This is a genomic window from Flavobacterium sp. W22_SRS_FK3 (assembly GCF_052113665.1).
Classification (GTDB): domain Bacteria; phylum Bacteroidota; class Bacteroidia; order Flavobacteriales; family Flavobacteriaceae; genus Flavobacterium.
This window is the reverse complement of the sequence record NZ_JBGQOF010000025.1, coordinates 25,941-46,670: the sequence shown is the minus strand read 5'-3', so window position 1 is coordinate 46,670 and position 20,730 is coordinate 25,941. Positions and strand designations below refer to the sequence as shown.

Annotated in this window: 14 protein-coding genes and 1 tRNA gene; 10 read left to right on the top strand and 5 right to left on the bottom strand. The window is 31.6% G+C overall.

The genetic code is table 11. The annotated features are described in order from the left end of the window. Positions 1 to 135 precede the first annotated feature (135 nt). A complete protein-coding gene (locus ACEN2I_RS17795; protein ID WP_441767447.1) occupies positions 136 to 450 on the bottom strand; it encodes a DUF3892 domain-containing protein in 315 nt (104 codons plus the stop codon). 450 nt (positions 451 to 900) lie between these two features. Here ACEN2I_RS17795 and ACEN2I_RS17790 point away from each other — a divergent pair, with 450 nt between their 5' ends. Then, a complete protein-coding gene (locus tag ACEN2I_RS17790) occupies positions 901 to 1,386 on the top strand; it encodes an alpha/beta hydrolase family protein (protein WP_441767448.1) in 486 nt (161 codons plus the stop codon). Between the two features lie 52 nt (positions 1,387 to 1,438). Here the strand turns inward: ACEN2I_RS17790 and ACEN2I_RS17785 are convergent, their stop codons facing one another. Further along, positions 1,439 to 1,708: a hypothetical protein gene (locus ACEN2I_RS17785; protein WP_441767446.1), complete on the bottom strand. Its 270-nt coding sequence runs from the start codon at positions 1,706 to 1,708 to the stop codon at positions 1,439 to 1,441. 94 nt (positions 1,709 to 1,802) lie between these two features. After that, positions 1,803 to 3,323, bottom strand: a complete 1,521-nt coding sequence (locus ACEN2I_RS17780; protein ID WP_441767445.1) for a MauE/DoxX family redox-associated membrane protein — start codon at positions 3,321 to 3,323, stop codon at positions 1,803 to 1,805. A gap of 397 nt (positions 3,324 to 3,720) precedes the next feature. Between ACEN2I_RS17780 and ACEN2I_RS17775 the strand changes: the two genes are divergently transcribed. Beyond that, the gene (locus tag ACEN2I_RS17775; RefSeq protein ID WP_441767444.1) at positions 3,721 to 3,951 is read left to right on the top strand and encodes a hypothetical protein; all 231 of its coding nucleotides are present in this window, start codon (positions 3,721 to 3,723) and stop codon (positions 3,949 to 3,951) included. Between the two features lie 704 nt (positions 3,952 to 4,655). Here ACEN2I_RS17775 and ACEN2I_RS17770 read toward each other — a convergent pair. Continuing rightward, positions 4,656 to 4,949, bottom strand: coding sequence for a DUF6922 domain-containing protein (locus tag ACEN2I_RS17770; RefSeq protein WP_441767443.1), 294 nt, complete (start codon positions 4,947 to 4,949; stop codon positions 4,656 to 4,658). Positions 4,950 to 5,183: 234 nt separating this feature from the next. Here ACEN2I_RS17770 and mobA point away from each other — a divergent pair, with 234 nt between their 5' ends. From mobA to ACEN2I_RS17755, 3 genes are all read left to right on the top strand, one after another. Beyond that, the gene (gene mobA, locus ACEN2I_RS17765; RefSeq protein ID WP_441767442.1) at positions 5,184 to 5,615 is read left to right on the top strand and encodes a conjugal transfer protein MobA; all 432 of its coding nucleotides are present in this window, start codon (positions 5,184 to 5,186) and stop codon (positions 5,613 to 5,615) included. Positions 5,616 to 5,859: 244 nt separating this feature from the next. Next, a complete protein-coding gene (locus tag ACEN2I_RS17760) occupies positions 5,860 to 6,285 on the top strand; it encodes a hypothetical protein (protein WP_441767441.1) in 426 nt (141 codons plus the stop codon). A gap of 43 nt (positions 6,286 to 6,328) precedes the next feature. Next, a complete protein-coding gene (locus ACEN2I_RS17755) occupies positions 6,329 to 6,610 on the top strand; it encodes a helix-turn-helix domain-containing protein (protein ID WP_441767440.1) in 282 nt (93 codons plus the stop codon). A 173-nt stretch (positions 6,611 to 6,783) separates the two neighbouring features. Here ACEN2I_RS17755 and ACEN2I_RS17750 read toward each other — a convergent pair. Then, positions 6,784 to 6,871, bottom strand: a tRNA-Ser gene (locus tag ACEN2I_RS17750). A 537-nt stretch (positions 6,872 to 7,408) separates the two neighbouring features. Here ACEN2I_RS17750 and ACEN2I_RS17745 point away from each other — a divergent pair. The 5 genes from ACEN2I_RS17745 to ACEN2I_RS17725 all read left to right on the top strand — a co-directional run bounded on the left by ACEN2I_RS17745 (position 7,409) and on the right by ACEN2I_RS17725 (position 20,551). Next, positions 7,409 to 7,849: a hypothetical protein gene (locus ACEN2I_RS17745; RefSeq protein ID WP_441767439.1), complete on the top strand. Its 441-nt coding sequence runs from the start codon at positions 7,409 to 7,411 to the stop codon at positions 7,847 to 7,849. A gap of 374 nt (positions 7,850 to 8,223) precedes the next feature. Beyond that, positions 8,224 to 9,621 carry a hypothetical protein gene (locus ACEN2I_RS17740; RefSeq protein WP_441767438.1) on the top strand — a complete coding sequence of 466 codons (1,398 nt, stop codon included), beginning with the start codon at positions 8,224 to 8,226 and terminating at the stop codon, positions 9,619 to 9,621. A 12-nt stretch (positions 9,622 to 9,633) separates the two neighbouring features. Next, positions 9,634 to 19,197, top strand: coding sequence for a hypothetical protein (locus tag ACEN2I_RS17735; RefSeq protein WP_441767437.1), 9,564 nt, complete (start codon positions 9,634 to 9,636; stop codon positions 19,195 to 19,197). Positions 19,198 to 19,333: 136 nt separating this feature from the next. Continuing rightward, positions 19,334 to 19,981 carry an N-acetylmuramoyl-L-alanine amidase family protein gene (locus ACEN2I_RS17730; RefSeq protein ID WP_441767436.1) on the top strand — a complete coding sequence of 216 codons (648 nt, stop codon included), beginning with the start codon at positions 19,334 to 19,336 and terminating at the stop codon, positions 19,979 to 19,981. A 27-nt stretch (positions 19,982 to 20,008) separates the two neighbouring features. Further along, positions 20,009 to 20,551, top strand: a complete 543-nt coding sequence (locus ACEN2I_RS17725; RefSeq protein WP_441767435.1) for a hypothetical protein — start codon at positions 20,009 to 20,011, stop codon at positions 20,549 to 20,551. Positions 20,552 to 20,730 lie beyond the last annotated feature (179 nt).

Below are 20,730 nucleotides of genomic sequence, written 5' to 3'. Positions count from 1 at the left end.
TTGCAAGAACGTTCTTGCAACTGTTTAATTAATTATTTTTATCTAATAATCAGTATCGTTTTTTTAGGACGAGACAACAAAAAAAAAAGATGCTAACACAGCATCTTTAATTACGTTTATTACATAAAAAATAAATTATGGTGCAATCCAATCAAAGTCAATTAAATGCTCCAAATTGTCTGTTAATTTATTATCTGGATTTGACCTTAAATACTTTCCATTACTTCCATTTACAACCTGTACTGTTTCACCAACTTTCCATTTCGCATTAGAATAATCCCACAACCATGTGACGGCACTGTTACCGTATATTTCTAAAAGAGCTATCGCCTGTGCTTTGCTTTTTTTAATAGCTCTCGAAATTGTGGTTTCTCCTTCCGTATGAAAAGCATAATCAGTAATAACATTGTTTGCATCCTTCCAAATTCCAGATATTTTGTATTTTGCCATAATAACTTTTTTTAATTACTAAAATGTAAATTAATAATAATTCCTGAAAATTAGTTTTTTAATTGATAGCAAAGCCGAGTATAATTACCTGTTTTTAGTTTTTAAATGAACATAAAAAAAGATGCCATATAAAGCATCTTTCTATTTTTTGACTATTATTGTATCTATTACCTTTTCTAGTTCAGGATACTTTATTAAAAATATACAATGATATTGGGGGCATTATTATGACAAAAATTATTTAATAACATTCCATGATTCAAATACAGGAATTTTCTTAATTAACATTCATTGTGTTTTTTACAAAAAAAAAAAGATGCCGAAGCATCTTTGTATTTTAATTAAAAGTTTCATCATCGAAAAAATCTTTTAATGTTATATTTAGCATTGTGCAAAATTTTTGAATAGTATATATTGTGACGCCTCTCTTATTTTTTAAACTCTCCCGGAATTATAGGCCATTCTTTTGGAGGTTATGAGACGGCATTTGTAATTACTCAGACCGATGCTTTTGCTGCAGCTGTCTGCGGTTCGGGACGCATGAATACTATAAGCGGTTATTTTGTGCATTCATCCAGCATACCACGTTCTAATGCATGGCGGTTCGAATCGCAGCAGGGAAGAATGACTTTCTCGCCTTTTGAAAATTGGAAAGCCTACGAGATGGATGCGCCACTGCCAAATGCAGCAAATTGTACAACACCCCTTCTAAGCTGGGCTGGGAAAAAAGACAAGAATATTTTCTGGACACAGTCTGCCGAATTTCATATGGCACTTCGAAGGCTTGGAAAAAGGAATGTACTGATTCTTTATGAGAATGAGGCTCACACCATTACTACCCCTGAACTCCAAAAAGACCTGACAATAAAAACTAAAAACTGGTTTTATTATTATCTGAAAGAACATAAGGAGGCGCTTACAAACGGCATCCCTTAAAACCAAATAAATAAAGCAGGAGATAAAAAACTCCTGCTTTTTTAAAATTAGATTAATTGATTTTTCTGTATAACTCAACATTACACTCAGTCGGACTGCTCATGTCGAACAATTGTTGTCCTCCTGAACTAACTCTACAAACATTAGGATTATCCACTGTGCTGCATTGTACTGTTGTAACATCACAATCCTCTAAGGGGTTATGCCCATAAACATCTATCAGTTTACCTTTTTCAGGCACAGATGAAAATGCAAAGGCCCCAAATACAGCAAATGCGATTGCGGATAGTGAAAGCGCTGGTCTTAAAACTTTAGTATTCATAATATTAAAATTTAATGTTAACGGTCTACTCTTTTTCAGGTTTTCGACCTTCCCCTGGACTGTACAGTTTATTTTAAAAGCATAAATGCTGATCTTATCTTGATGGGTAAAAAGGCTTGTAATAATTGGTTTTTAATTTTTCAATTTTGAGATGTCTTCCATTGAGGGAAACAATCCTGTCGTTTAAAACCACAAATTCATCCATTGTCCGTCCCTCTATATTGTAAACATAAAAACTAAATGCATAGGTGTTTTCCTTGAGATTATATACATCTATTATAGAAGCCTGTTTCCACATAATTTCAGGTTCGTATTTTCCAATGAGTGCTGCATTGACAAAAAGATAATTGCCGAAAGTTGCAGTGAGTTTATTCACTAATTTAGGCTGTCTGGCCAGAGTCTTGATGTTTTTTGACTTAATGCTGGCTACCGAAACCTGCGCTCGCGAAGTCGTATCAATGGTATGCCCAGAAGTATGACTTCCAATCTTAGAATCAATTATCAGAAATTCATTTCTGTAGGCATACGTATAAATTATCTTATCCAGCTGGGAATTATAAAGCAATGATCCGTCAGTATCAAATACACCGTCTACCTGTTTCTGCAGCAGCCCGCCGTTAAGTTTTAATGCTGTGTTGTTATTAAAAGTAAAGAGTCCCAGCGTATTGTTTTTTGTTTTAGAATCTATGGCCCTGATAACTGCTTTGTTATTATCAATTGGTTTTAGGATAGAAAAATATGCTTTTCCATACATCTTAAGCTCTGCTTTCCAGGAGACAGTATCTCCAATAAAAATGCAGGGCCCGCTCCCGTCGCTAAAATAAAAATTGGGGGTCTTTACAACAAGACGCGGTACAGTATAAGGAAAATTATATTTTGGAAGATTGATATGAATTGTCTTTTTTTCAACAAGACTCGTATCAAAAATAGTCACTGCCAGCGGTTCAGTCCGATTGCCTAAATAAATCTGTCCTTTATCATAACCGGCAATATAATAGGCTGCGTGTGGAAGCAGGATTGTTTTTTTGCCAGTAGTCGGGTGTTTGGGAAATCTCCGTACAAAATTATTGCGGTGATGAATTATGTCTTCTGATAGTATAAAGAGCAAAGCAACAAGACCAATGCTAAATAATGTAGTCACAGAGAAGGCACTGGCCAGTGCAGCAGGTTTTGAAATAAGATGCACTTTTGGCACCATACCGGCCAGTATTAGAATACCTGCTGCGGCCAGGATCATGAAAACAAAATTAAAAATAAAATGCTCCTGCCATCCCATTTTTTCTAAAATTCCTCCACAGGAACACGGAACAAATGGGCTGTAACTTAAAATAATGAAAATGTATGCGGTAAAAATGGTCATTAAGCTGAATGCGGCCCACATCGCCAAGAACCGCGTTGAAGAAAACAGCAGTAATCCAGCAATCAGCAGTTCTATAATTGGCACAACCCATGATACAATTCCTGCAAAGGAACTAACCAGCGGTGACTGTCCTAATTGAACCTGAAAATTTTCAAAATCGAGTAATTTACTAATTGCCGCATATACAAATAGCAGGATGTATAGAAAGGAAACTGCTTCTATAAAAATATACTTATGCTGTGGGCTAAATTTCATGGCGATGTAATTAAAAATTTACAGTGTAAAGTTCTGTAAATTAATTTTTTATACTGTTATCGATTTGGAATAACGACTTGTCAATAAGGGATTAAATTCATACTATAATTGACAATCTATAAGGTCTTCTCTTTAATGATCCTCTTTTTATCAGTTTTAATACGTGCAGAATGATATGAATTACTCCGACTAATTATTGCGAAAAACAATCCGAAAATTTATCAAATGCGATCAATTTTACACTCTTCTCAAATCTAAACGTAAATAAAAGGCTGGCAAATTCCAGACTAATTGCTGGAAAAAAAAAGTGCTTATTTATAATATCAGAAGCCTATAAATAGCTTTATTGAATATCAGATATTGAGAATCTGAAAGTATGTTCAAATTTTATAACTAATTGAATAATAAACTTATAAAAAAACAAATCCGGAAGATGAAAGCTATGGATATAACTAATAAACGCCGACTTCGGAGGCGTTTTCCAGCCCCCGGCAGGGCAAGTGGTTTTGAGATGCAGAAAGTATTTCAAGCAGCTCAAAACACAACTTGCTGGTTTCCTCCGAAACCATTTTTAGAGATAGATTTAATGAAAGGGCTTGATGCCCTTTTTTTTCCAGCGGTTAGTTAATTTATTTTAGAAATATGCAAAGTATAGAGGCTTACAAGACAGCCTGATCATACAGCAGTTTTTGGTGAAACCGGTAGACTGCTGGAAGATATTTACGCTATAATTAACTTATGTGTTGTACTAACAAGTTTGGATGAGTAAAAGTAAGCAGGCATGGGCAGATGCAGGGATTCAAGTATGCAGGTGTGCAAGTAAGCAAGCATGATAAAATGCAGGCATTCAAGTATACAAATATGCAAGTTTGCAGGAATGCAAGCAGGCTAGTATGTTGGCTTGCAGGCTTGCAGGCATTCAGATATGCAAGTGTGCAAGCCTACAGGAATTTACCTATTTGTATAAGTGCTTTTAAAAGCATAAAAATGTAAATATGCTTTTATAGTTTTATGGTTTTTCCGGAAACTTTGCGATTTTATTTCAGGCAAACTTTAAAAAGAGAAGTGAAACCTGCACAATACCAACAAAATTATCTTTTCCAAAGAAAACAGAAAAACGGAAAAAAGAAAAAGAAAGCAATCTCACAGGACGGGATACAGACAGGCCAAAAGGAATCGGAATAAATCCCGAAGGGTGGCTTGTGAGGAACGAGCAAGACATTATGCCGAAGTCTTTTTGCAAGACTGATAAGCCCGTCCTACCTTCGGTTTCTTTTTTTTATTTTCTTTGGATAAAAATATAAATAAAAAAATATCGTGTTTAAATGAATTTCAGAAGCAGAATAAAATCCAGTGATAGGTTTTGTCTTTGCGGTTGAGATAGCAATACATTTCTTCCTTTTGGAGTTCGGGAAAGAATTTTAAAGCACGGTCAATGGCATAATTCGGAAGGAAATAGATTTCATCAAGAATAGTTCTGATAACTTTTTCATGTCCATAAAAACGCAGGATTTCATCTATTTCATCCTGTCCTCCACGTTCTATGATACGGGCAATAATAGTTTTGCAGGCTTTCTCAAAGTCCATAGCATCTATATCGAAATCCCAAAAAAAGACCCGATCCATATTAGGAACTCTGTTATTTTTTTTTAACTACCGCTATATAGCAAAAATACGATTTTTAAGCTTCTTATTCAAATTCCTACCTCTTAAATGCACGCCTTTTATATCCCATGTTAAAGCTTTAAAACTGGGCCAGGAACAAATAAGCCAAATGCTTCCAAGTACTTCCAAATACTTCCAAATTGGAGTTTAATTGCCGATTATCAGATATATTGGTTTTAAGTAATACAATTAATCATGGAAAATGAAGAAAAAAAGAATCGGAATAAAGGAGGCAGACCTTCCAAAATAGATCCAGCAGTCCACCGCTATTCTATCAGTCTTAATGATGAAGAAAATGCACGCTTCCTCACTCTTTTTGAAACATCAGGAATGCATGTAATGGCGCACTTTATTACAGCGTGTGTTTTTCAAAAAGGGATAAAAACAGTCAAGATTGATAAGGCGAAAATAGATTATTATATGCGCCTGACCTCTTTCTACAGCCAGTTTAGAGCGGTCGGGATAAATTACAATCAAGTGGTAAAGATTTTATATCAAAAATTTTCCGAAAAGAAAGCTTCGGCATATCTGTACAAACTGGAAAAACAGACCGCAGAATTTGCCGTTTTATCCCAAAAAATCATATTACTCACTGAGGAATTTGAAGAAAAGCACCTGAAAAAATAGAATTGCCAATGTTTTTATATTTTCTAACGATGCCAAATAAAGTCATTATATTCCTTTGAAAACAATAAAAAGCTGAGATATTCTTTTACTTTTTAAATTCGCTTTACTACTTTAATGAGATTGGTGTCTTAATTACATCAATGTTATTTGGCATTAGTGTAGAAATCCTTTGTATGTCCTGATAAGGAATACAAATAAACGACACAGTTCATATTTAAAGAATGATGACTAAATTTTAGAAGCAATGAAAAGGGGTAAGCAAATAGAGTTCTTTACTGTTATATTGAAATTTGATGAAAGGTTACGATTATTAGAAAATCTAGTCAGCGAAACTGACATGGACAACAAAGTGAAATCTGGTTTTTCAAAAGAAAAATGTAAATCCTGTTACAGTAAAATTAACTTTGCCCAGCTCTTTTATATCTTAATGGATGAAGGTCTTTTGTTTTTTGATAATGCAGATGAAAAAAATAATAGAAGTAAGTTTCAGCTTTTCCTCGAAAATAATTTCACATATGCCGGCGATGACGGAGGACAGTCAAAAATTAAGTCGATCAGCAGACAGTTTTCCGAATGTAAAGGCTATGTCTATAAGGTAAAACAGATTAAATTTTTAAATGAATTTATTGCAGTAATCCAGGAGCGCAAGAGAAGGCTGGAGAGCTGGTAGAATGGAAAGGAGAAAAAATTAATAATAAGTAAAAAACTCACCAATGATGAAGAAAGAAAGAAAGCTCTCTTTTGTTATGAGAGTAGAACAATTAATAGAGCCTGTACTTTTAAGACTGGAAACAATTGATTCAAAAATCAGCCAAGGAAAAGTCTTGAGACCTGAATATTACCGTAATGAAGATTTAAAAAAGATGTTTGGGCTGTCCAATAACACTATTATAAAATACAGGCAGACCGGAATTCTGCCCTACACTAAGCTTGGAGATATATTTTTATATGACAGCGGGAAGATCGATAAAATACTGAGAAGCAACGAATCATAACCCAGCATTTATCCAGTTACCCAGATTTAAAAAAGCAGCACAAAATAGATTAGGTAACCAAAAAAGTAACCATTTTTTCAAGCAGGGTTCGATACCATTCCAAATGAAAAAGCCTTTAAAAACTGATGTTTAAAGGCTTTTAATTTTTTAAAAGTCACTTTTCGGACTTTATTTGGCGGAGGAAGAGGGATTCTAACCCCCGGACCTGTTACAGTCAACAGTTTTCAAGACTGCCGCATTCGACCGCTCTGCCATTCCTCCAATAAGACACAATCATTTTCTGACTGCGGGTGCAAGGATAAAATGTTTTTTCGATTGTGAAAATTTTTTTGATATTATTTATGTGCGAACTAATAACCAGGATGCTTATAAAAAAAAAAACGAAAACATTGTAATTCTCTTTGTGTTTAGAGAAGCGTTCAAACTTACTAATTTCCCATGGTAGATTTACAGTCTGCCCTAGTTGGTAGCTTTAGCTTTGCAGTTTGAATCCAAATTCACCAATGTAAATCTGGGCTTACTTTTCCATTATGCGCTGTGCGACGACTCTGCTATCTTGAAAGACGAATACTTTTTTAGAAAATTTTGGCAGGATATGAGGCAGCGTAATTACAGGATTTGGTTTTATAAACAATGGATGATTTTAATAATTTAAAGTTTAAAATCAGGTATAAATACCTGATAGTTATGTTTTTATGTTTTTTATATTTGATTTGTTTTTATTGACTTTAGTATGCTGGTTAAGAAAAGAAAATCTGAATTGGTTTGCGCAGTCAAAGATTAAATAAATATTCAGTTATGAAAACAATTTATGACATTGAAGAATCAAAGTATAAGTCAGACTTTATGATTTCGGAGAATTATATAAAGTTCTCAAGTGAATTACTTCGTCTTTCGTTATTAGCAATTGGCGGATTTGGTACGCTTATTCTCACTGTTATTAAGGGAGAATGCAACCAGAATGTATTTCAAAATAAATTTTTTTTAATAACTGCGTTAGCTGGTTTTGTAATTTGTTCCGGAGCAGCTTTGTGCCATAGATATTTTGCAACTGATGCCATGAGCTGGTATGTCAGTGTTTTAAGGGCACAAAATAATATTAATCCTTCGAAGCTTGTTGTACAAAGAGTCGGCCTGCACAAAACATTGAAGCTCTCTAGAATTTCATTAATCATAAGCGAAATTTCATTTGGATTAGGAGTATTATTTTTCTTCATAGCAATTTTAGTTTTTGTATGATTTTATAGGCAGCCTTAAAAGAATATTTTTTTTGGATTCTTATACTTTTCATAAAATGATTTTTAGGAAATATAATGTGATATTCTCTTTGAAAAGAAGTAATGTACTTTTCAGTGAATCAGGAACGGCACTGATTCATTGTGGAAAAATGGTACTTATTAAGATATCTGCAATAATATAATTTGCACTGCCAAAAATTGTGACTTTGCAGATGGTTATAAATGGGTGTGTTTTTCTCTATAATCAAACCGAAGGAAAATTTTAAGTTTATTATTTCTAGGAAATTTTTTTACTCTTATTCAATTCCCAAGAATAGACTAAATAACAACCTACGACAGCAATACAAATGAAAGAATAATATAAAATATAATAATATGAGGAAAACTATTTTAATTTGCTTTTTATGTTCAGTAATGTTTTTTCAATCTTGCGACACGAGTTATAAAATAATAAAATCAAAAGATATTGGAGAATTTATCGTCCCACCTCATACCTATTGGGGTTTCAAGGAAAATGGTGAAAAGAAATACGGTTACGATCGCTATTACTATATACTATTTTGTGGGCTCTCGGATAAATACGTAAACTCGATTTCAGCATTAAATAAAACTATATCTTGGTCTGGGGATGATGATTATTTTATAAAAGAATGTAGTCAACTTAAGAGAAAAGCAAAAGAAAAAGATGAGAAAGTTGAATTTTCTAATCTAAGTTCTTATACCCTTACTTCCGAGTTCTTCAAATGCGCTCCTATAAATAACCAAAAATCGGGTTATTTAATTCAGATTGATTGCGATTCGTTAATAATTACAGAAAATGAAAAACAAACATCTGAAAATTTTAAAAAGCTTGCTAAAGACTTACTGATTAAAATTTCAGAAAAAGAAACTGAATATAGATGGCCTACCAGTATTTCTCAAAATATAGTCGAAAAAGTCTTTGAACACATTCCCGTACCACAAGAGGCTTCTTTGGCAAGGTATGGATGGGAGGTTACAAAAGAATACTCTATGTTGTTACTAAATCCTAAAATATCGCTAGATGTAGAAATAAGCTCATTATCGTGGTCTAATTTCCCAAAACCGCCAGGTGAACATTGGTATTATACTTTAGTTACTAAAACCAATATTAATTTTTATCGTGATGAATCGGGGAAAATTTATCAATTGCCATTTGTTCAATTTAGTAATAACACAATGCCTTCCAATAGTTTTATTGGAAAGGATCCTAATCAGCAAATGGACCCCACAACAATATTGCTAAATAATTCCGGAGATCTACAATTATCTGAAAATTCTAAAAACAAACATTTTGTTGTCTTATTTCAAGATTACATGAAACAGAATTCTAATTACTCAAATCGTGGAACCGATGATTCAAGAAAGGGAGACCAAAAAGATAGATACTCAGGAAATTCAATTCTATTATTAAATGATAATCTCGATTTACTACTTAAAGGCGCTAATGAAAAAACTAATGTTAAAGCTGCCTATAATAGCCAAGGATACAACTATAAAAATGATAGTGATGATTATGAGGATAAGGATTATGATAAATATTCAAGAACTTTGATTACACCTGTAATTATCATTTATTATAATAATTTCCCAGTTACAATTAAATTAGGAAGTAATACTTCAATATTAAATCAACAATATAACTTCGGAAATCAATTTTCAATATATAGAAGTTTTAATGGAAAATATATAAAAATTAAGAAATCTTCTGATTCAAATATTGTCTTTCTTCCAGGGGATAAAATAATTTATTAAATCGATTAGCATATGGAATTTCAGCAACACAAAGAATTTAAACAATTCTATTATATTGACGGAAATAAAAATATTCTCCTATTTATAAAAGAATTCACTGATTTGTCTATTAAAATTTCTCAACTTATTGATGTCAATTTCAATAAAAATTTTGTGATTATTTTTTCGTACGAGGAATACACAGATATTATACTGAGTAATTCAAATATTCCACTTAGTAATGACGTTGGACACTCGTTTGAGAAAGGGATTAAATGGATTGAAAATTTTGGTGCTGATAATACCATCAGATTAATTAATAAACCGGAATTTAAATTCACTAGTAATTCTGGAAATTTAGTAGGTGAGTTTTCTAATTATAGATTTAATAACAGTTTAGATTTTAATACAAATGGGAATAAACCCACAATCAAATATATAAATAACAATATTTTTTTACAATCAAAAGGAGAGATTGAACTAATTTGTGATGCTAAATATTTAACATTTAAAGAAGCAAGAATTCTATTGAGTAAAATTGATTGCGGTTGTTTATCTTTTAAAAATGAACGAAAAAAAAAGGTTATCCAACCTGTGACTCAAAATATTACTTCATCCTTCAATGTTTTATCAACTCATTATTTTGACAAAAAACAATACGACAACGAAAGTGAAATAGAAGTTTTCTACTTCCCTTATCCTCAAAAGAGTGTTATTAATCATTCCGAATCAAATCAATTTCTGACACGATTTGAATTAAAAAATAAGGCGATAAACGCTAATATTATAGATAAACTTGCTAACCAAACCATTTTAGATAGTCCTTTAAAAGCTGTGGTTGGTTTTACAAAATATAAAGATGGCGATCTTCCTTCCGAAGGTCCATTTTATCACTTTATGCCGTATGGTGAAGTTGCTTTTAAATCAAGTGAAACAAATTTTAAAATTGGATCCAGTGGAACAGAATCTTTAAATTTGGATAGTCCAAGATTAATATTGAATTTCCAAAAGGATGTAAAAGTAAAAGTTAATAATGCTGAAAATGACTTAGAACCGAGCTTAAATTCAATATCAACAAAACCAACCATCAAATACCAATCCTTCAACCTCGACTCCGAAAAATCCCCAATTTTTAAAAATGAAAGTCCGAAGGAAGAAAGTTTGAATGAAATAGATATGAAAGAAATAGATTATGCTTCTATTCCTTTTGGAAATATAACAAATAAGCCTTTCCCTATAATCCCAACGCTTTCTTTTAAAGACAATCCAGAACTTTTTGAACTCGAAGAAGTTTTCAAAAAAATAAGATTAAAAGCCCATAAAGAGGCAAAAGCTAAAAAAGCCAACAAATCAGCAGAGGAAATAGAATACGTAAATAGCCCAGTAGATTATATTACACCTCAAGGATTTCAGAAAACTTCTAATGGTTATGAATTTATCTCTAACGAAAATGGCTTCCAATTTTCACTTGAAAACATTGATACTGACTTAGATCTGTCACTTAGAAAAGATCAGGTATTTTTTGTTTTAACTCCCGCTCTTTTTAAAGAGTATTGTAAAAAGGTTACTGATGTAAAAATTAATGCAAAGTTTGCTATCAATAAAGAATTAGATCCAAAGTTAGAGTTTGTGGTAGATCTAATGAGTTCATATTCTTCAACTACTCCCATAGACTCAGAGTCTATTATTATTTTTAAATTCCACAAAGAGAAATTATCAACTTTAGTTAATGATTCAAAACGTTGGACAAACGAAGGCTTACTAAACTACAATTTAGATGCTATTAAGTCTGCAATTGATGATAATAAAAAATTTAAAGATGATTATTTTGAAAAATCAATTCTAGATGATAAAGATTGGAATGGTATTCTAATTCTTAATATTCCCATTTCTGATTCTGAAAACTTGCCCAAAATATTTAAAGGAGTGTCTTCATCTCAAAAGGTTTTTAAAGAGAATTTCGAAGAGGGTAATAGTGACCAACCTAAAATTGACTTAGTAACGAAATTAAAATTTCAATATGCAGCTTTTCCAATAAATAAAACAGAAATTGACAATGGCAATAGCAAAATTAAAATCAAATCTACTTCCTTTTTTGGTTTAATTGATTACAATCCATTTGAGAATGCAAAAGACTACATAACTATTAAAGACCATTTTAAAGATGGCGATGATTCTTATAAATTTGTCTTGTCAAAATTGAAAGTCAGTTTTGCAAATTCATCTATTAAACTTTTTGACTCTTTTGCTTTTCTACAAGTACCAAATTTATTTAAGGATTCTGTTAAGATCAATAAAATTAAATTACAAAATGCAGGTATTCCTACAGCCCCAGTAGAAAAAAGTAATTTAATCCGACTAAACGGAACCTATCAGAAAAATTCTGCAGGAGCAGGAGAAATATCTTTTCAAACAGATTCGTTAATAACTATTACTCTTCCTGAAAATGATTTAATTACAGAAATTAAAGTTTCCAAAATAGGATTCAACATTGAGCTTAACGATTCTGAAAATAATGGAAATGATAAGTTTAGATTTAATATTGATTCAGAGATTAAATTTTCAGAACTATTTAAAGAACTTTTCTCTGTAGATCGTTTATATATAAATAATATAGGTTTAAAATTTGATTTCTCTAAAATTAGTTTGCCGAAAATTAATTTTGATACAAATAATTGGTCAATTATACCAAATATTTCTTTTGAGGGTAAAGGGTTTTTAAGTAGTTTTCCAATTAAGTTTAGTTATTTTAAAGCATTTGAATTTGAAAAAATTAAATTACCGGATGGTAAATTTGATTTTCAATTTCCAAAAGGTGACTTCGATTTTTTCAAATTTCCGAATTTCAAATTTCCCGAAATAAAGCTTGGACTCAAAAGCACATTATTTTCATTTGTATTTGATTTTGATTTAGGTACATTAGGTAACTTAGGTGCTTTAAAAAATCTAAAAGCACAACTACTTATTGGATGGACTCCAAAAGGCGGATATGTTATTGGTTTTAAATTGAATGGACCAAGTAATAAAGGCTTACACTTAGATTTATTTGGAGCGCTTAAACTAGATGTAGAAGAGTTATCTTATGGTAAATTTAATCCTGATAACACTGGTAAAAAAGAAGATTGTACGGCTTATTTTTTGCGATTAAATGATGCCAAACTTACAGTTTTCGGAACACAAATTCCGAAAGAAAACACCACGTTTGATGGTGTTATAATTTCAGATTTCAGAAAAGATAGTCCTAAAAAAATCGCTTGGCTAATCAATCTTAGTGATAATAGCACAACTAATAAACTTTTGTTAGGATTGGGACAAAGATCGGGTCCTCCAATAAGTCTTGAAACGTCTTCTACTCAGATTGCAATTGAAAAATCAAAAGATTTTTTTAAAGCTGACTTGAAAGATGTTCCAGAATGCTCTTTAACCCCTGAAGTAATTGGTTACCAACCTGAAAGAAATTGGTTTATTGCTTCCGAAGATGTAATGTCATTAATTTCGAAAGAATGGGCAAAAATAATAGACTTGAAGTTTATTTTTAATGATCCTAAACTTTACGGATTATATCTCGGTTTTCAAGGTGAAGTTCTTAAAGGATTTCACATTGATATCCTCTACAAAAAATTATCAGATAATTTGGGGTGTTATTCTACAGAAATTCAATTACCAGATGATATTCGGAATCAGGATATAGGTGGAGCATCTCTCCAATTACCTAATATTGGTATTGAAATTTATACCAACGGCGACTGGAAAGCTGATGTTGGTTTTCCTAAAAACAGTAACGACTGGTCAAGATCCGGCTTTATTCAGTTAAACACAGCTCCTCCTTTTGTAGGTTGGTTCGGCTTTTATTTGAAGAAATCAAATGTACCATCTCTAACTTTATTTGGTGCAATCAAATTAAAAGAGGTAAACATTATCCAAGCAGGTTTTGCAATGCGGGTAGGCTTAGGTGCTTACTTAAATAAAGGCATATTATACATTGGAGCATCTTTAAGCGTCTATGGAATTTTAGAAGGGGCTTTTGCTTTCAAAAAAGACAATGGTTTACAAGCATTATTTCCAGACCATTTTGCCGTATTGGGTCGTGTGGGTGCAATAGCAGAAATTGTTGGATATGTTGATTTTAAAATAGTAAAAGCAGCAGTACGAATTTCAGTAAGAGCGGAGTTTGGTTTACTGCTCATCTATTTAGGCGAAAAAGTTACCGATATAGATAGCAGTGGGCATGTTGTGCGCACATGGAATGAGGGTATCCAACCTGTCAAAGTGTATGTTGAAGGGGAGGTTATCGTTTCGATAAGAGTGACATTATTCTGCGTAAAATTCTTTAGAAAAAAATGGTGTTTGGTTGTTCGATTTAAATTCAACGCTTATGTAAGATTTGAGTATATAATTGGAGGTAGCGATTCGTCAAGCAAACTTACTGCAAAACAACAACTTAAATTAATAGATAGAAGTAAGTTTGATCCTAATTGGGCACTCGAATCATTGAATGAAATGCCCATGGTTTTCATTCCAACTTTTACACGACGAAAAGAAACTTTAACAGGAAAAGAAGAGACTATACTTGTTAGTAACTTTTATATCCCATTTTTTGGGGTAAAGATGGGAGATGATAGAAAATTAAAACCTTCAAGAGAAAATATCTTTAAGAATAAAATTATTCAACCTTTTATCAATGATCTAATCACAAAGATAAAAGAGGTACTTGGAACCAATCAGTTAAAATACGAAACACTTAGAGAAATACTTTTAATAGGCAAATTAGAAGGTATTGAAGTTAATATTACGGTTCCAAATTATTGTCCTAAATTTATTGATCGTACAAATGAGGATTGGGAAACAATGAAAAGCATACTTGAAAAAGAGTTTCTCTTAAAAAAGTATAATGATGATGATGAGTTAGAAGAATTTAAAAAATCTATCGGCTATGAAGATTGCATTAATTTATTGTCAGATCCTGATGAAAATAAATGCCCATACATAGCTATTCCTGCTCCAATTTCAAAAAACATTAAGGTTAATAATAATGAAATAAAAGACGGATTTGAAATAAAAATAAAAGGACTTCTTTCAAGTGAGGTAACAATTCCAATTAATAATATTGAAAAATCTGCAGAATACATTCATTATTTGGAGGAATATTTCAATGATTACAAAACTCAATTCATTGAAAGAAAAGAAGACGATAAAAAATTGCTTGCAACAAATATTGATTTAAGGGAAAATTTTGTCATTCCTGAGTTTTTTAAGTTAGCAGCATTGCTCACGCTTGAAAAAGCATATTCTCAAGCTAATCCTAAGGAGAAAAATGGTGAAGAATATAATCCAACTGTTAATATCATTAATGGAGATTTAGTCTTTAATGACGGTCCCCCAATTTCAACAAATGATCATATTGAAGCAATCATAGGTCAACTCAACTATTTCTACAATAGTGGTTTGAGATTACCTAGAGATATAAACAAGGGAACGATATCTATAAATGAACTTATTGGACAATTCAAAGTTGTTACACCAATTATAAATCCCGATGCTGGTGCATGGGAACATGTGGAAATCTCGATTGAGAATGGAGCTAAAAACTATGATATAACCAATAACATTCTTGGTAAAGAAGGAGACGGAAAACAAGAAGCGGTTAAAGAGATTTGGAATTTCATAAATGGTTTAGAAAATACCGATTTTAATACATTGAAAAATGAGTTTGAACCAGTAAAGTTTATACGACCTTACAAACTTATTAATGTAACACTGGCCGTTCAATCAAACCATAAAAAGATTTTTAGTAAGGTAGGTGATAAAGAGGAAGTAAATAGATTTTATGAGATACCAAAAAAACTATTTAAAAATGGTATTAATAATTCTTCAAATTATAAATTTGAGCTAACTGCCGCACAATATGAAAACACTTCAGGTAAATCTCAAAAGGATGAAGTGACAGCTTCTTCATTCTTAGCCGATAAAAAGAAACTTGAATTTGCAAAATGCTTAAATATAGAAATTCAGGTAAAATCATCATCAGCGGAAGCAGGCAAATTTGTTCTTGAATTAACTAATGTCCTAGCAGATGATTTAACACTTATTACTTTGCTTAAAGATGAAGGATTTAGTATCTCGAATATATCTTTTTATGGCAAAATTGAGAGCGAGGGTCAGTCTAAATTAATTAAGTTGACAGAGACTGGTACCACAATCATCAAAACCAATTTATCGCCGAGAACGGCTCCCCCTATTTTCAACATTGAGAGCTTAAATAAATTGGACGAACCAGAAAATCGCAAACTATTTGTTGAAGATTCCAATAATCCTTCGGATCCTGGAAAACAGAATTTTATTAGATTGGTATGGGAGGCGCTCACAACCAATACTGGTGGCTACTATTTAGTATTTGAAAATTCGTCCGTGCTTATGAAAGATCTAAAAGAGGTTGTAATGTCATTTGAAACGCAGACAAAAGAAGTTCCTTATTTCTTCAATTCGTTGAAAATCGACAATATTGATACTATTGAAATTATTGAGGAAAACAATATAGTGAAAGAGGACTTATTTACATTTTTAAATGACAATAAATTATACCTCTATATTGAGCAATTACAACAAGATGACGAAGATGTGTTAGAATATTATCCAACAATGCCTGCACACGATTTTGGTTTTGAACTCTTAAAAAAACAGTCGACACAACCGAAATATCAGCAATATCTTCCACTTGAATTTGGCCTGATAAAATCAGCAACAGGTTCTGATCCTGATGTTGAGATATTAAGCATGGATAAAGTTCTTCCTATTATGCCTAAAAACATTACAAAAGATGCAAATGGCAAAAGAAAAATCATTAAAAAGGATAAAGTTGTTTATTCTCATATTTCACCATTAAAAATAAAAGTTGATGATCATGACATAAATAATCTTAACAGGTATGCAACTGTTGGCAAACACTACCAATTAAAATTGGGCGTTCGAGATATTTATGGTTTTAGAACTAGTATTGATTTAAGTGAAATAAATTACAAGCATTATTACTTCGACAAGCTTATACCGGTTGAGGCTTGGCCACTAATTAAGTTCTCATATTGGCTTGATAGTTTTACAGAAAAGACAGATACATTATATTGGAAATTAAAAGGGTATTATGATATAAGACAAATTCTTGATCTGGCAGCTATACCAAGAGATGGCAATGGAGAGAATAAATACCGATATCAGTTTGGCGATACGAATATTGTGGCAGAAGATCAAGATAAAATATCACAGGCTGCTAAAGGGATTCTTACTACACTTTATAATGTTGTAGCGCAGTTAACGGATGACAATACAGAACTTTTAATAACAGAAAGAGAAGCAAATAAAAAAGAAGATAAGGAGGAGATAAAAAATAAAATATTGTTACTTATTAAGGATGTTAAATCAGTTTGTAATGGGGAAATGCCAGTGAAAGACGTATCTACTAAGCCAAGTGAATTTGTAGTAAAAACTGAAGGTCTAAAAGAGAATGAAATTGAAAATGCATTCAGTTTTGAAATCAGTTTAACTAGAAAAGAAGAAAATATAATTCATAAAGCCCATGACAGTATTTATACAACTTCTGAGATTGAACATACATTCGAAGATTTAAACTCAAAGGCATCTATTTGGGAATATAGCTTAGTGGAAGCTGTTACAACTAAAATTCAGGCTTCGAATGGTACCGATGGAACTTCGAATCTGAAAGCTTTAAATATGGTTGTGAAAAATAAAACCCAAGAAAATAATGATCCTAAATTAAATCGCTATTCTTTGGCCATTTCTGTTGACAAAAATTTAGACAAAGTAATACATTTGATTAATAATAAAGCACTTAGAAAATTAAGAGTTAATTCTGATTATCTAAATAGCGATAAAATTAAAGCCGAGAGATCCTATTTAGGGATTAAGCCGATTAGTAATAAGCTTTGGTCTGGAAGTTATTTTCATAAGGATATTACAAAAGAGTTTACCAACATTGACTTGGATAAAAGTTTCAGAATAGTGTTGGAAAAAATAGATGAATTGTTAAATAAGGATTCTATTTCATCAAAACTTAATACTAACAATCCAACCGCTGAAAATCCTAAAGATCTTTTTGAAAAACTTATTGCTGCCAAAAAGAAAATTGCTATAGATGTGCTTAGTAATAAAGTTGATGAGGTTATGGATGCTTCAATTAATGGTGGTGAAACAAACTCGATTACCGATTTCAAAGAAATTGTCCTTAATAAACTTACTAATTTTTATGCATATGATGGAGCTGTTACTTTAGAAGTTGATGGGCTAGAAATCCCATCAAACTACAGACTTTCAATAAGCGTAGAGACGGTTAAAAATTATAATATCATTTCTTCTAAAATTAATAAAGACAAAAAATGGAATATCTTTTTTGATCAGGAACAATCTATGGAAGGAGATATAAATTTCTCCATTAAACCTCAGATAACCCATATTGAAAAGGATATTCAAAAAATAAAAGATAATAAAGTTGAAAGTGAAATCGAAAAATCAACATGGATACAATTAATCGATCCGATTGATCCAAAAATTAAGGAATATAAAGTTGAAAAATGGCCTAAAATTATCCGCGAATTCCCGCTTAAACCTATCATAATTAAACATGAGGCAGAACAATCTAATTTAGAAGCAGATATGGGGTATGCTTGGGGTATTAACTCTGGTACAAAATTACCTAAGGCAGGAGAATGGGAATATAAGCTTTATGTTGAGGATAATTGTGAGAACAATGATAGAATAGATGTTAAATTAATAATTAAAAATAGCATCAATAAGTTCAATAATTTAGATAATAATAAAACTCTTGAGGGTTTGATTGCATATTGGGCTTCAATAAACGATAAAGAGTTTGAGTGGAAAGACTTTGTAAATGATACTCATGTCTTTTTTGAAAGTAGTAAACAAAATTCTTTTAATGAAACTAAAGATGAATCTACTATCAATCAGTTCTCTATAAAAGTGACTAAGAATGAAAATGGGGAAACTTCTTGGCAAGAAGACGTAAATCTTGAAAATGGTCTAAAACTAGCTATTAAGCACCAAAAGGTTGATATTGAAAAGCAAATCAAAGCTGAATTTCAATTTACGATAAATGGATTCAATATTTTTAATAGGGAGCAAAAATTATTTTCCGTCTTACCAATAATAAAAGTTCAGAGAAATTTCGATGTAAAAAATACAAAATTTCATTATGAAACAGATTCAGTTGAACCGAGTACTCCTGCAACACCATTAATAAAATATAATAAACCTCTTGGAATCGCGCAATCGGATACTTTCGAAAAACAAGTGTTTATTAATACGCAGCTCCCTTACAAGACTACTGCCAAATATCTTATTGATATTGATGCAAATTTTCCAAAAGATAACGCCAAGTCACTTCCAGTTATTCCAATAAGGCAAATTGAAAGTAATGGTAATTCCATTGAAAATCCAGATGCTATATTTTCTGCTTTTGATAAGACTAACGGATATTTTGCATTTACCTATACAATTTATAATAGTTCAGTTACGAACGGAGACTTGCCAATTTTTTATGCGGAAACAATATTTAAATCAAAAAAATAATTATGGAAAACCAATTAACCCTAACATTACTTTTTGCTGGTATTTTAGTAAATAAAGGAAGCACAGAGAATTAACAAATTCATTTGTATCATGCTCTTTTACAATCTCAAAATAAAACTAACAATAAAAGATAATTATGAAAACTGGAATTATTGTCATAGATCCTGGTCATGGTGGTACGGAAAATATTGGAGGCTCTGATGCGAATCATGCAGTTTCTGCTTTAGGTGACCTTGAAAAAAACTTGACCCTTGAAATTTGTAAACTTTTAGTAATTGAATTACAACTAAAAAAACACCAAACTTTTCTAACTAGAGAATCAGATATCAATTTGTCTCTGAGAGATCGTGCAAATTTAGCAAAGTCAACTAATGCTGATGTTTTTATATCAATACATTTTAATGGTTGGAACGATACTACTACACAGGGTACAGAAACATATGTCCATTTAGAAGCAAATAAAGATTCTGCTCTTTTAGCATCTTTTATACAACAGAGACTTGTATCAGTAACAAAATACAAGGATAGGGGAGTGAAAGCAATGCAATTAGGAGTATTGAATCCTACTTATCATCTCTCTAAAACAACTTGCGTACTAGCCGAAATTAGTTTTATTACGGAGACAAAAGACGCTCAACGATTAAGAGATATGAATTACAAAAAATCAATTGCTAGTGCATTGGCAATTGCGATTAATAATTACATCAACAGACAAAGTAGTATTACCATTTATAAAGTCCAAAAAATCTCAAGCTTAACAAAAGAAGAAGATATAGATATCTAAAAAATATTTTAATTAAAAACTTTAACTATGAAATCATTTATTTTATTATCGTTGCCATCACTTTTTACATCTGTTAATATTTATGGTCAGGCTTCAATCCCAACAATAACAGCACCAGAAAAGTGGATTGCTTTTTCACCCATTATACTTTTTTTGGTTATCTTATTCTTGGTATTTATGAAATTAAGAAAAGATAATGTTTCCCTAAAAGATTTGCTTTTAGATAAAGAGGCGAATATCCAGATAGAAGTAGAAAGAACAAAGCAATTTGTGGCTATTTCAACTGCTTCTTTTGAAAATCAACAAGCTTTGCAAAAAGGATTAAACGCTATAAATAATAATGATCCAGATACACCGAAAGCTAATACAAGTATAAGTCGCTTTTTGGCTTTTCTAAGCGGATTAATATCGGTAGGTTTAGCTTGTGTAATTACTACATTCTTCATGTGGAATTATTTTGAAGACTCAAAAAATACACCAGATTTAGATAAACTTTTAACAATTTTATTAACTCTTGGTATTGGAGTAATACCTTATGCATTCAATAAAGTAAGCACAGTTCTTAAGTAGTTTGCTAGGAAAATATTCTATTATAGAACTTCAGACTCCGCAACATAAATCTGAAACTGCCAAAAATTCCGGAAGTTTCAAACACGATAAACAGATTACAAATTTAAACCCTATAAAAGGTAGTGTTTTGCAAACAGTTGACATTTTAAAAAAAAATGCCTAACTTCGCTATGCTTTAT